The sequence below is a fragment of the Saccharothrix variisporea genome, from assembly GCF_003634995.1.
GTDB classification, from domain to species: domain Bacteria; phylum Actinomycetota; class Actinomycetes; order Mycobacteriales; family Pseudonocardiaceae; genus Actinosynnema; species Actinosynnema variisporeum.
The window spans coordinates 8480222-8492505 of record NZ_RBXR01000001.1; the positions used below are offsets into that span (position 1 = coordinate 8480222).

Below are 12284 nucleotides of genomic sequence, written 5' to 3' on the forward strand. Positions count from 1 at the left end.
CGGCGCGCGCTGCGGAACGGAACTCATGGGCAGCCTAGGCGTCCGCCCACCGGTATTCCGATGTCCAAGCGACCAGGTCCTCTTGTGTCCGCGCACAATGATTTTCCGGAAATTCCGCTGTTACGGTTCCGGCTGTCCTCGCGGACACCGGAGATCGGACATCGGCCTTTCACCCGAACCGGCGAGAACGCAGCCGGTTTCCCGTCCCGACCGCGGTCGTGGCGCCAGTCAAGCCGGAGAGGAGCAGGTCAGCGTGAGCAGCCCACTCGACCCCGCCTCGGTCCGCTCGTCGCTGCTGTCGACGGACGACCCGTCGACGTGGCGCAGGTTCGCCGGCGTGGTCGCGGGCGACCCGGCGTTGCGCGCGGCCATGATCCGCCGCGAGGCCAGGGTCGTCAGCCTGTCCTCGCACTCCAACGGTCTGTTCGACACCGCGCTGGCCACCGCCGGGCTCTGCGTCGGCCTGGACCTGCACATCCTGCAGACGCCGTTCGGCCAGCTCGAACAGCAGTTGCTGGACCGCTCCTCGGACTTCCTCGACCACCGGCCCGACTTCGTGATCCTCTCCGGCACGGTCGAGGACCTGGTCCAGGGCACACCGGACCCGGACCAGGCCGTGGACGAGGCGGTGCGCCGGTGGTCCCGCCTGTGGTGGCTGACCGCGGAACGGCTGCGCTGCCGCGTCGTGCAACACCTGTTCGTCCCGCCCGCGCACGACGACCTGGCCGCGGACCCGCGCACGTGGTCGCGCAGCGCGACCGCGGTGGTCACGCGGACCAACCAGGCGCTGCGCGACCGCGCGGGTGACGACGTGCTGATCGTCGACAGCGAGCGGTTGGCCGCCGAGGTCGGCCTGCGCAACTGGCGGGACGACCGCTACTGGCACCTGATGAGGCAGGCGGTGAGCATCGACGTGTTGCCGGTGCTGGCCAAGGCGACCGCCGGCGTGCTGGCCGCCGAGCTCGGCACGACCCGGCGCTGCGTGGTCGTCGACCTGGACAACACCCTCTGGGACGGTGTGCTCGCGGACGACGGTTTCGCGGGCGTGGGGCTCGCCTCCGGGGCCAGGGCCGAGGGGTTCCGGCGCTTCCAAGAACACCTGCTGTGGTTGCACAAGAGGGGTGTCGCGCTCGCGGTGGCCAGCAAGAACGACCCGGAGCTGGCGGTGCGCGGGCTCGCCGAGGTGCCCGGGATGGTGCTCGGACCCGAGCACTTCGCCGCCGTGGTCGCCGACTGGCGGCCGAAGTCGGAGCAGCTCGTCGAGATCGCCGAGTCGCTGCGGCTGCCGCTGGACAGCCTCGTCTTCGTCGACGACAACCCCGCCGAGTGCGCACAGGTCGGATGGGCCCACCCGGAAGTGGACGTCGTGCTGCTGCCCCGACACCCCGCCGACTACACCGCCGCGCTGGCCGGGCGCCCCACGCTGGCCGGGGCGCCGGTCTCCCCGGCCGACTCGCTGCGGGCCGCCTCCTACCGCGCGCTCGCCGCCGCGGACCGGCTGCGCGACCACGCCCCGTCGCTGGAGGAGTTCCTGGACCAGCTCCGGATGGTGTCGCGGGTCCGCCCGGTCGACGGGGAGTCGCTGCCCCGAGTCGCCCGGCTCGTGCAGAAGACGAACCAGTTCAACGCCACCACCCGCAGGCACTCCCCGGCCGAGCTGGAGGACCGCGTCGGCGCGCCCGACTGGATCTGCCTGACCCTGGAGCTGAGCGACCGGTTCGGCCGGCACGGCATCGTGGGCGCCCTGCTGGCGCACACCACCCCACCGGTGGCGGAGATCGACACGCTGCTGCTGAGCTGCCGGGTCATCGGTCGCACCGCCGAGCGGCGGCTGGTGGCCGAGGCCGCCGAACTCGCCGCGCGGGCAGGGTGCACCACCCTGCGCGGCCTCTACACCCCGTCGGGTCGCAACGACCTCGTCCGCGACCTGTACCCGCGACTGGGGTTCCACGAGGTCCGCCGAAGCGGCCACCTCGTCGTCTACGACCACCACCTGGGTTCGACGTCCCTGGACACCCCGCACATCACCGAGGAGCCCGATGCCTGAGGACACGCTCGCCGTCGTGCTCGCCCTCTACCGGGAGATGGGCCTGTCCTCGCCGGACGAGGACGGGGTCGCCGAGGAGGACATCGAGCTGTGGGACTCGCTGGTGCACGTCCAACTCGCGCACGCGGTGGAGCAGCGGCTGTCCATCACGCTCCCCGACGACCTGCTGGTGCCGCTGCCCGGCCTCACCCTCGGCGAGTTCGCCCAGGCCGCGCACGAGGTCCGGGAACGGCATCCCGCATGATGCTCACCGCCCACCACGTCGAGCGGTTCGCCCGCGCGAGCGGCGATGTGAACCCCCTGCACACCGACGAGGAGTTCGCCCACCGCAGCCCGTTCGGCAGGCCCATCGCCCACGGCTGCCTTGTCGTGCTGGCGGCGCTCGCCGCGGCACCACCGGGGTCGCCGCCCGGGGCGCCGCCGATCCGGGCGTCGTTCCTCCGGCCCGTCTTCCCGGGCACGCGCTACCGGGTGCGGTGGGGCGCGGACCGCGTCGTCGTGGAGCACGGCGGCGAACCGGCGGTCGTCATCCGCTTCGGCGGGACGCCGGTGGCGGCCGACCCCTCCGCCGGTGGCGAACCGTTCCCGGTCGGGGAGCCGGACCTCGCCGAGCTCCGCTCGCTCGTGGCGGACCTGGGCGCGAACACCTTCGACGACGACGTGCTCTCCGGGTTGGCCGTGTGCAGCCGGATCGCGGGCGTGCACCAACCCGGCCGACACGGTCTGCTGACCTCCGCCACGCTGCGAACCCGGCGGGGGACCGGCGCGACCGGTGGCCGGCTGCGCGTGCTGTCCGAGGACCGGCGGACCGGGATCGTCCGCGTGGGTGCCGGCTGGGGCTCGCGGTCGGGGTGGACCACCGCGGAGATCACCGCCTTCCGCCGCCGTCCGGCTCCCGCGCCGTCCGCCGCGTCCACCGCCGCGCACCTGCCGCCGGGCGAGGCGCTGCGGGGGACCCACGTCGTGGTCACGGGCGGCAGCCGGGGGTTCGGCGCGGCCATGACCGCCGCGCTGGCCACCCAGGGAGCCGTGGTCTGGGTGCTGTACGCGCGGTCGGACGACGCCGTCGCCGCGCTGCGGGCCGAGTTCGGCCGGGACCGCGTCCGACCGCTGCGCTGCGACGCCACCGATCCGCACGCCGTCGAGCAGGCGGTCCGAGTCGCCCGACGGGAGGCCCGGACCATCGCGGGCGCGGTCCTGTGCGCCACACCGCCGTTGCTGCCCAACCCGGTCCACGTCGACGCGGTGCTGCCCGCGGTCGGGCAACTGGGCCGCGCTCTCACGACCTCCCTGCTCCCGCTCGCCGCGCTCCTGCCGTGGCTGGCGGCGGACCGCGGCTGGCTGGTGTTCACCTCCACCGCCGCGCTGGACAACCCGAGAACCGATTGGCTGCACTACACGGCCGGCAAGGTCGCGGCGGAGCACTACGTCCGGCACCTGGCGAGCAGGCACCGACTCCCCCTGCTGGTGACCAGACCGCCGGCCATGCGCACCGAGTTGACGAACGGGCCCGCCACCGCGCTGGCCGCCCGGGCACCCGAGGAGGTCGCCGCCGACGTGACCCGCTGGGTGCTCGACCACCACGCCCCACCACCCGACCTCAGCGCAGGAGCACGCCCATGACGTCGACGTTGCAGAAGTTCGACCTCACCGGCCACGTCAGCGTGGTCACCGGCGGTAACCGCGGCATCGGCCTGGGCATCGCCGTCGGCCTGGCGCGCGCCGGTGCCCGGATCAGCGTGTGGGGACGCGACGAGGAGAACAACCGGGCCGCCGAGGAGGTGCTGCGCGCCGAGGGCGTGGACGCCATCGCGGTCGAGTGCGACGTGTCCGACCACGAGCAGGTCGACCGCGCCACGCGGGTGACGGTGGAGCGCTTCGGCGGTGTCGACTCGTGCTTCGCCGTGGCGGGTGTCAACTCGCAGACGCCGTTCGTCGACACCACGCTCGAGGAGTTCCGCCGGGTGGTCGGCGTCAACCTGGAAGGCACGTTCCTGACGTTCCAGGCGGTGGCCAGGCACATGGTCGACCGGGGGAGCGGCAGCCTGGTGGCCGTGTCCTCCATCTCCGCGCACAGCGGCCAACCCCGCAGCGTGCACTACGCGGCGAGCAAGGCGGGCATCGGCGCGTTGGCCAAGAGCCTGGCGGTCGAGCTGGCCCGGTACGGCGTCCGGGCGAACACCGTCGTCCCGGGGTGGATCGAGACGGACATGATCGCCCCGTTCCTGGCCGACGAGAAGTTCGTCGACCGGGTGATCCGGCGGATTCCGCAACGCCGCTGGGGCCGGCCGGAGGACCTGGCGGGCCTCGCGGTGTTCCTCGCCGGTCCCGCGTCCGGGTACGTCACCGGCGCCGAATTCGTCGTCGACGGCGGCTACACGCTGTTCTGAAGGTCCCGCACGGCCGAGGGGTGGCACATGACCATTGTGGACGGTGGAGCGCGGTTGCTGGCCGTGGGCACGGCGACGCCGCCGGAGAGTTTCAGCCAGCAGGAGTTGTTGGACCGCTTCGCGATCACCGACCGCGCGACCGTGTCGGTGTTCCGCAACAGCCACATCGAGCGGCGGAACCTGTACCTCGCCGCCGACCGTCCGGCCGCGCTCGGCGCGGAGACCCAGGGGGAGTTGCTGGACAAGCACCTCGCGGGAGCACTGGAGATGGGCGAGGAGGCGATCCGCAAGTGCCTGGCCGAAGCCGGGTGCCCGCCGGGCGCGATCGACTACCTGTGCTGCGTGACCAGCACCGGGTTCCTGTGCCCCGGCCTCAGCGCCAGGCTCGTCGAGCGACTCGGGATGCGCGCGGACGTCAGCCGCATGGACATCGTCGGGATGGGCTGCAACGCCGGTCTCAACGGGCTGAACCCCGTCACCACCTGGGCCACCGCGAACCCGGGCCGGCTCGCGGTGATGCTCTGCGTGGAGGTCTGCTCTGCGGCGTACGCGCACGACGGCACCATGCGCACGGCCGTGGTCAACGCGTTGTTCGGCGACGGTGCCGCCGCCGTGCTGGTCGGCAGCTCGGTCCCGGCGGCACCGGGGCTCTCCCCGCAACTGGTCTCCTTCCGCAGCCACGTGTTGACCGACGCGTTGCCGGCGATGCGCTTCGACTGGGACCCGGACCGGCTGAAGTACAGCTTCTACCTCGACCGGAAGATCCCCTACGTGATCGGTGCGCACGCGGCGGAGCCGGTCACGGACCTGCTGGCCCGGCAGGGGCTGACCGTCGGGGACGTCGACCACTGGGTCGTGCACTCCGGCGGCAAGAAGGTGATCGACGGCATCAAGTACAACCTCGACCTGACCGACCACGACCTCCGGCACACCACTTCGGTGCTGCGGGACCACGGCAACCTGTCGAGCGGATCGTTCCTCTTCTCCTACGAGCGGCTGCTGCGCGAGAACGTCGTCCGCGAAGGCGATCACGGGGTGATGATGACCATGGGACCCGGCACGACGATCGAAACGGCGTTGCTGCGATGGTGAACCCGACGGCACCGCACCGGCTGAGCCTGTCACTGGGCGCCCCGGCCGCGTCGGACGTCACGGCGGTGGAGGAACTGGTGCGCCGGGACACCGCCGGAGCAGCCCTCGTCGTCGACGTCTCCGGCGATCCGGAGGCGCCGCGAACACCCCCGGACATCGCGGTGTGGACCAAGTGGGAGAAGGCACTGGTCGGGCTCGAACGGCTGCCCGTGCCCACCCTGGGGTCCGTCGACGGGCCGGTGCGCGGCACCGTCCTCCAGTTCCTGCTCGCGCTCGACTTCCGGGTCGCCACCCCCGCGACCGTGCTGTCCTGCACTGAGGTCGCCGAAGGGCACCTGCCCGGGATGGCGCTCTACCGCCTCACTCGCCTGACCGGTCTCGCCACGGCCAGGCGCGTCGTGCTGTCCGGCGCCGGGCTGACCGCGACGACCGCCGCGGACCTGGGGCTGTTCGACACGGTGGGCGCGGACCGCGGCGCGCTGGTGGAGCGCCTGCTGGCCGGACTCCGGTACCGCCGCGGTTCCAGCTGGAAGCTCGCCAGGCGCCTGCTGCACGAGAGCAGCGGATCGTCGTTCGAGAACCTCCTCGGCGGCGTGCTCGCGGCACAGGACCGGTTGATCCGCGAGGCGGAGGAGCCTCGCTGACAACCCGACCACGACGACAGGAGCTGGGATGGCACACCGGTCCCCGAGGGGGATGTACTTCGAGGACTTCGAGGTCGGGTGGCAGCTCGACAGCGCCACCCGACCGCTGACCGGAGAAGTCCTCCGGGAGTTCGCCGATCTGACGGGGGACCGCAATCCGCTGCACTCGGCCGAGACGTCCGGTGACGGGGGCTTCGGCCGCCCCATCGCGCACGGGGTGCTCGGCATGGCCCTGGCGATCGGGCTGATAGAGGAGACCGGCGTGCACGAGGGCACGACCATCGCGATGGTCGGGCTCACCGACTGGCGGTTCCGCCACCCCGTCTTCGTCGGTGACGTGCTGAGCGCCCACATGACCGTCGTCGCCAAGCGGGTCAGCACGACCGACCCCGCGCGAGGGGTGCTGACCCGCCGGCTGGAACTGCGCAACCACGCACGCGTCGTGGTCCAGGACGGGACGACGGTCCTGCTCGTGCGCAGGCGACCGTCGAGCGGGCGGTGGCCGTGGACCCGCGGCCGACCGCTGACCGCCGACCTCGGCCCGACCGATGCGGAGCAGCCGGCGGGACAGCACGCCCGCCCGCAGCGTCCCGAGGTCCCGTGAGTTGGCCGGGGACAGCCCGGTGAGCTCGTGGATGCGGCGCAACCGGTAGCTCAGCGTGTTCGGGTGCACGTAGAGCCTCCGCGCGGTGGCCCGGCGCTCCTGGTCGCTCGCGAGGAACACCTCGAGGGTGTCGAGCAGCTGCGATCCCGGCCAGTCGAGCGGCGCGATCCTCGCGGCGAGCCGGTGCGCGAGGTCCGGCGCACGGTAGAGCATCGTCTCCAGCAACAGGTCTTCCACCACGTAGACACCGGGGTGGTAGCTCATCGCGGTGGCGACCTTGAGCACTTCGATCGCCTCCCGGACGGCGGCCGGCACCTGGTCCCGGCTCGCCGGCGGCACCACACCGAACCGCTCGTCCCGGCCGAGCAGCGACGGCAGCGCGGGCCTGAGCGCGGTCACCAGCCCGTCGCCGTCCTGCTGCCGCGCGGCGGCTCCCGGGATCAGCATGATGACGATGTCCTCCTGGCGCAGCGCCAACGCGGGGACGCCCACGCCGGCCTGCAGGCGGGACGCGAGTTCGTCCTCGACCGCGGTGGCCCTCGCACCCGCGGGACGCGCGGTGCCCGCCACCGTCGTCGTGGCGACCGCGTAGGTCGGAGCCAGGGCGCCGGAGGAGAACGCCGACGTGGCGTCCGGCTCCTCGCCCGCGACCAGCGCCGCCGCCAGCCTCCGGTTGAGCTCGTGCGCCGGAGGAGCGGCCGGCGTGGCGTCCCCGAGCAGCGCGAGCGACTCCTCCTCCAACGTGAGGCCGATGCGGAAGTACGCCTCCGCGTGTTCCAGCATCACCGGGGAATCGGCCACCGGCACACCCGACAGAAGAACCCGCCAGGCCTGCTCGGTGCCCGTTCGGCAGGCTCGCAGGACGGTCTTCGCCCCGATTCCGCCCGAGGTCCGGCGGACGGGCAAGTCCTCGTGGCGGTCGTTCGCCCCGACCTGGAAGGTGCGGAGCACGGTACGCCGGACGTGCGTGCTGATCAGTTTCGACATTTCCCGCTTCGCCGCGGCCGTCAGGCCGGTCGCCCCGACCGAGCGCAAGGCGTGTTCCGATATGTCGGGCAATTTCATCGAGAGCAGTTCGTCGATTTTCGCTGCGAACTCGCGTGAAATCATCGCCCCCCCATGGCGGTAATCAACTTCGGACAAGTTCGGCGGCGCGCGCCGTCGGATCGGTCGCGGCCCGGGTCACCCCGCGGCTTCGGGCTGGCGGATCTCGGCGATGTCCCGGGCCCGCCGCAATGGCGATGCGATCAGCAGCAGACTTCCGGCGATCAACACGGTCGTCGCGATGCCCAGCGTCGTGCGCGGACCGACCACGAGTCCGAGCCAGCCGCCGACGACCGCGCCGACCGGGGAGGCGCTGCCGACCACCCACCTGATCGACGCGTTCATCCGGCCGAGGAGGTCCGGTGGGCAGATGGACTGCCGGTAGGTGTACTGGGCGATGTCGTAGAGGACGTACCGGGCCGACGACGCGATCATGAAGGCGCCGAAGACCGGGAAAACGGTGTCGGGTGTCGAGAACAGGGCCAGGTAACCGACCGGCGCGCACACGGCGCTCACCAGGATGATGCGGGCGGACCCGATCGATCGGGTCAATCGCGGTGCGAGGAAGGCCGCGAGCAGGCCGCCGCTCTCGCCGAGGCAGAAGACGAGGCCCACCAAGCCCGGCGCCAGGCCCAAGTCGCGGATGAGGAAGACGACCGTCACCGCGCCGGAGGCGAACAAGCTGAAGTTGCCGATCGCGGTGCACGCCACGATCCGGCTGAGCGTCGGGTCCGACCTGACGAAGGCGAAGCCCTCCCGGATGTCGGCGAGCACGCCCCGGCGGCGCCCACCGGCGCGCGACTGCGGTTCCGCCACGTTCTTCACCCTGGTCAGGAGCACGAAGCTGAGCAGGTAGGACAACACGTCGACGAGCACCGCGAGAGCGGCGCCGACCCAGGCGACCAGTCCGGCGCCGAAACCCGGGCCCGACACCCTGGCGAAGGAGTCGGTCGCGGCGATCCTGGCGTTCGCCTCGCCGCGCAGGGGTGGCGGGACCAGGGCGGTGCGGAAGGAGTCGAACGCTATTCCGGACAGCACGCTCGCCGCCCCGACGACGAACGCGACCACGTAGAGGTGGGAGATCGAGGTGCCACCCAGCAGGAACGCGACGGGGACGGTCACCAGCACCGCAGCCCGGATCGCGTCACACCAGAGCAGCAGTGGGCGTTTCCGCCTCCGGTCGACCAGGACGCCGGCGGGCAGGGCGAGGAAGAGGAAGGCGATCGTCGTCAGAGCGCGCAGGATTCCGATTTCGAATGTCGAGGCGTCCAACGCGGTAACTGCGACGATGGGCAAGGCCAGGGAGGTGACGGCGGTTCCGATAGTGCTCGTGGAATGCGCGACCCACGCTGTGAGAAATGTTCGGTCATGCCACAGTGAAGCGTTTTCCCCCATGTGCGTGGATCACATCCCCCAGGATTCGCGTGCGGTCCGGAAGTGATGGTGGCGGCACCGTGACGCCCGTGTCCGCGGTGGAACCGCCTCGATTCGATCACGTTAATTGCCTGCTTCCGCCCCTGTCAAGAACTGCGGCGCCGGTGGTACGAGTTGTGGATCGGTGTCCGGGATATCGATCGGCGGGAGTGGATGGGGAAAGTGTAGGATGCGCCCACCGGACAGTCGGTCGTTCCGGTGGAGGTCGGAGATTCCGTATATCGGACGAGACTGTTGCGAATCGTTCCACGGTGTGGACGCGAGGCATCCGGTGGACATTTGTCGGTTGCGGATGTTTTTGCGGCGGAACCTTGTTGTGCGCACTCACAACGGCTGACGGTGCCGACAGCGCGTTCGACGATCACCCGGCCGCCGCGCCCCCAGCAGACCGCCCCGGCCTTCGCGGCCGAGGGGACGGCTGGAAGCGCTCGTGGCGCCGGCGAGGCTGGAGGGCCCTGTACCCGGTCGGACTGCCGGGCCGGGCGACGGGGGGCGGATCAACACCTGTGCACCGATGAGTCCAGTGACGGTTTCCCGCCACAAGAGAGGCGGTCGGCCGCTGTCGAATGCCTCACGCCGCGAGGACGAGCCTGGGACCGCAGCCGAAGCACCACAACCGGCAGGAAAGGATGGTTCGGGCCGGCAAGGCGCTGATCACCTCGCGCGCTCGACGTGGTGTTCGCGCTGCATCAGCGAAGCTGGCCGCGTGTGGAGTGCGCCGGCCCGGTGGGTCCCTGGTTGGTCGAGGAATTCGTGCGTGGTGTCGAGTTCCATGTGGACGGTGTGGTCAGGGACGGTGGTGCACTTTCTCCCAGATGTAACGCAACGTCAAGACTTGAACACTCTCCGCATTGTATTGCGGCGATGCGGGCGGTGCTTACCTTCTCACCCGGCATTCACGGGGACAGGGAGGACGACCGTGGGCACATGTTGTGACAGACCATCGCCAAGACATTCGTTCGCCGTAAGGAGTCGACTGTCCGTCGCGGCCGCACTCGTCATGTCCCTACTGGTGCCGGTGCCCGGCGCGGACGCCACTCCGGCCGGTGGCTCGACCGTCGTGGGGGACGCGCTGACGGCGATGGCCGCCGCCCGCGCGCAGCGCGTCCCCGTCGAGGATCTGTCGGCCCGGACCGAGGTGTCCCGGGTCTTCGCCAACCCGACCGGCACGTGGACGATGGAGTCGTCGGCGACACCCCGGTGGGTCCGTCGTGACGGGACGTGGGTGGACGTCGACACCACGCTGGTCCGGCGTGGTGACGGGTCGCCCGCTCCCCGGGCGAGCGCCGCGGACGTCCGATTCTCCGCCGGCGGCGATGGCCCTCTGGTGACGTTGAACCACGCCGCGCACACCTTCACCCTGTCCTGGCCGGGCTTGCTGCCCGCAATATCTGCCGGACAAGCCGCACCGTTCGACGCTGGTGGCGCTCCAGCAGTCCCGGAACCTGTTCCCGAAAGGTCTGCCGGGGGCAACCGCGAGCCGGGCAGACCAGCCGCCGGGCGCGCAGGTGCACGACAACCTGGCGGCCGTCGACCGGCACATCCTTCACCGCCCGATGGTGCTAGCCGTGCACCTTCGTCGTCGCAGTCCCGCACACCGGACACGGCACGGCCACATCCCGAGTGCTGGCCGTGACCAGCACCATGCCGCCGTCCTCCGCCACATCCTGGACGACCAGCGCCGACAGTCCGGAAAACACCGTCCTCACAAGGGAGTCGACATCTATCACAAGATCATGATGGCGAACGGCTACCCGACGTCACCACCGACTACGGGCCAGAGCCACTCGTTTGACACGCCCCCCATGATTCGCCCCGCGAGATAGTTTCAACTCCACTGGGCGAGCGTCGTGGGGCGCGGCAGGGCGGTGGACACCGTCACGAGGTGGGGGGATCGCGAGCTGCTGTCGCTGTGGTTGCTGGAGGGCAGCGGATATCTGACCCGTGCGGACATCGCCGAGGCGCTGGGGTTGGACCCGCACACCCTGACCGTGCGGGTCAGCCGGCTGAAGGGACGCCTGGAGGGCGCGCGCATGGTGGTGCGGGCATTGTCGCTGTCGCCATGGTGTCCGCAGTTGGCGAAGACCGCGACCGAGTGGCCCGGGGAACCGTCGTCGTTGTGGCGCAAGCGCTTCCTGCGGCACATCAGCGTCTGTCGGCGCTGCCACGCGGCGGGGTCGGACCTGCTGCCCACCGAGCGGCTGTTCGTCGGACTGGCCCTGCTGCCACTCCCAGCCGACTACACGATCCGCGTGCTGTCCAGCGTGCACAGCGCGGCCGGCGGGTCCGCCGATGGAGCCGCCCTCCCGACCGCAAAGCCGGTCGGTCACCGGATCGTCCAGTTCGTCACGACCAAACCGGCACTCACGGTGGCCGGCGTGGCCGCCGCCTGCGCCATGACCCTGACCGCGGTCGCTGTGCCCCGACTGCTGTCCGAAGCCGCCCCGGCTGCCCGTCCCCAGGCCACCAAGCTCGAAGTCGCCCAGTCCCAGGCCGTCCTCACGAACACCTCCGCGACCCCGGCCGCCGTACCGCCGACCACCCCGACCACGTTCAGCCCGGTGCCCACGACAGTCGTGACGACAACACCGCCACCGCCGCTCACGACCACGACTCCCACCCCGCCTCAGCCGGCACCGCCGACGCACCAACCGCTCACAGCCGAGGCCACCTCGGGACGTCTGCTGACCCTCCTCAACGAACGACGCCGCACGCTCGGCCTGCCCGAGGTCAACGAGAGCTCCGACCTGGTGGAAGCAGCCCGCTCCTGCGCGGAGAAGAGCGCCAGGCAGGACGAACTCGAGCACTGCGGCCACGAAGTGCTCTTCGCGTCCTCGGGAACCGGCACCACCCCCGAAGAGATCATGGCCGCCTGGTTCACCAGCCCCGCACACAAGCAGGCGCTCACCTACGCCAGTTCCCGCAACGCCGGTGCGGCCATCATCCTCGCCAACGGTCGTCTAGTCGCCGCCCTCAACATCGACTACTGACCGCGCAATACGAGTAACGCGTCCACTGCGGACATTCGG

At 71.2% G+C, this 12284-nt stretch carries 11 protein-coding genes and 2 pseudogenes; 10 read left to right on the top strand and 3 right to left on the bottom strand.

The features are described from left to right. The first annotated feature begins 253 nt into the window (after positions 1-253). From DFJ66_RS38465 to DFJ66_RS38495, 7 genes are read left to right on the top strand one after another with little or no spacing between them, the layout of a single operon-like run. Positions 254-2047: an HAD-IIIC family phosphatase gene (locus DFJ66_RS38465; protein WP_170199960.1), complete on the top strand. Its 1794-nt coding sequence runs from the start codon at positions 254-256 to the stop codon at positions 2045-2047. Beyond that, complete coding sequence (locus tag DFJ66_RS38470; protein WP_121229098.1) at positions 2040-2291, top strand: hypothetical protein; 252 nt, start codon at positions 2040-2042, stop codon at positions 2289-2291. Before DFJ66_RS38465 ends, DFJ66_RS38470 begins: the two co-directional genes overlap by 8 nt. Beyond that, positions 2288-3670, top strand: a complete 1383-nt coding sequence (locus tag DFJ66_RS38475) for an SDR family NAD(P)-dependent oxidoreductase (RefSeq protein WP_121229101.1) — start codon at positions 2288-2290, stop codon at positions 3668-3670. Before DFJ66_RS38470 ends, DFJ66_RS38475 begins: the two co-directional genes overlap by 4 nt. Beyond that, positions 3667-4437, top strand: coding sequence for an SDR family NAD(P)-dependent oxidoreductase (locus DFJ66_RS38480; RefSeq protein WP_121229104.1), 771 nt, complete (start codon positions 3667-3669; stop codon positions 4435-4437). Before DFJ66_RS38475 ends, DFJ66_RS38480 begins: the two co-directional genes overlap by 4 nt. 27 nt (positions 4438-4464) lie before the next feature. After that, positions 4465-5529 carry a 3,5-dihydroxyphenylacetyl-CoA synthase DpgA gene (gene dpgA / locus DFJ66_RS38485; RefSeq protein ID WP_121229107.1) on the top strand — a complete coding sequence of 355 codons (1065 nt, stop codon included), beginning with the start codon at positions 4465-4467 and terminating at the stop codon, positions 5527-5529. After that, positions 5523-6173 (top strand): enoyl-CoA hydratase/isomerase family protein, encoded by a 651-nt coding sequence (locus DFJ66_RS38490; protein ID WP_121229109.1) that lies wholly within the window; start codon positions 5523-5525, stop codon positions 6171-6173. Before dpgA ends, DFJ66_RS38490 begins: the two co-directional genes overlap by 7 nt. Before the next feature lie 28 nt (positions 6174-6201). Next, entirely contained in the window at positions 6202-6777 is a 576-nt protein-coding gene (locus tag DFJ66_RS38495; RefSeq protein WP_121229111.1) for a MaoC family dehydratase, read from the top strand. Positions 6778-6813: 36 nt separating this feature from the next. Here DFJ66_RS38495 and DFJ66_RS45535 read toward each other — a convergent pair. Next, positions 6814-7041: pseudogene (locus tag DFJ66_RS45535) on the bottom strand (helix-turn-helix domain-containing protein); the annotation flags it as partial. A gap of 13 nt (positions 7042-7054) precedes the next feature. Here DFJ66_RS45535 and DFJ66_RS44720 point away from each other — a divergent pair. Next, positions 7055-7369 (top strand): hypothetical protein, encoded by a 315-nt coding sequence (locus tag DFJ66_RS44720; protein WP_246030091.1) that lies wholly within the window; start codon positions 7055-7057, stop codon positions 7367-7369. Positions 7370-7528: 159 nt separating this feature from the next. Then, a complete protein-coding gene (locus tag DFJ66_RS44725) occupies positions 7529-7906 on the top strand; it encodes a hypothetical protein (RefSeq protein WP_246030092.1) in 378 nt (125 codons plus the stop codon). A gap of 53 nt (positions 7907-7959) precedes the next feature. Here the strand turns inward: DFJ66_RS44725 and DFJ66_RS38505 are convergent, their stop codons facing one another. Both DFJ66_RS38505 and DFJ66_RS44730 read right to left on the bottom strand, forming a co-directional pair. Then, complete coding sequence (locus DFJ66_RS38505) at positions 7960-9216, bottom strand: MFS transporter (RefSeq protein ID WP_121229114.1); 1257 nt, start codon at positions 9214-9216, stop codon at positions 7960-7962. Positions 9217-10643: 1427 nt separating this feature from the next. Further along, positions 10644-10985, bottom strand: a pseudogene (locus DFJ66_RS44730) (transposase family protein); the annotation flags it as partial. A gap of 120 nt (positions 10986-11105) precedes the next feature. Between DFJ66_RS44730 and DFJ66_RS38515 the strand changes: the two are divergent. Then, complete coding sequence (locus DFJ66_RS38515) at positions 11106-12245, top strand: CAP domain-containing protein (protein ID WP_147459487.1); 1140 nt, start codon at positions 11106-11108, stop codon at positions 12243-12245. The last annotated feature ends 39 nt before the right edge of the window (positions 12246-12284 follow it).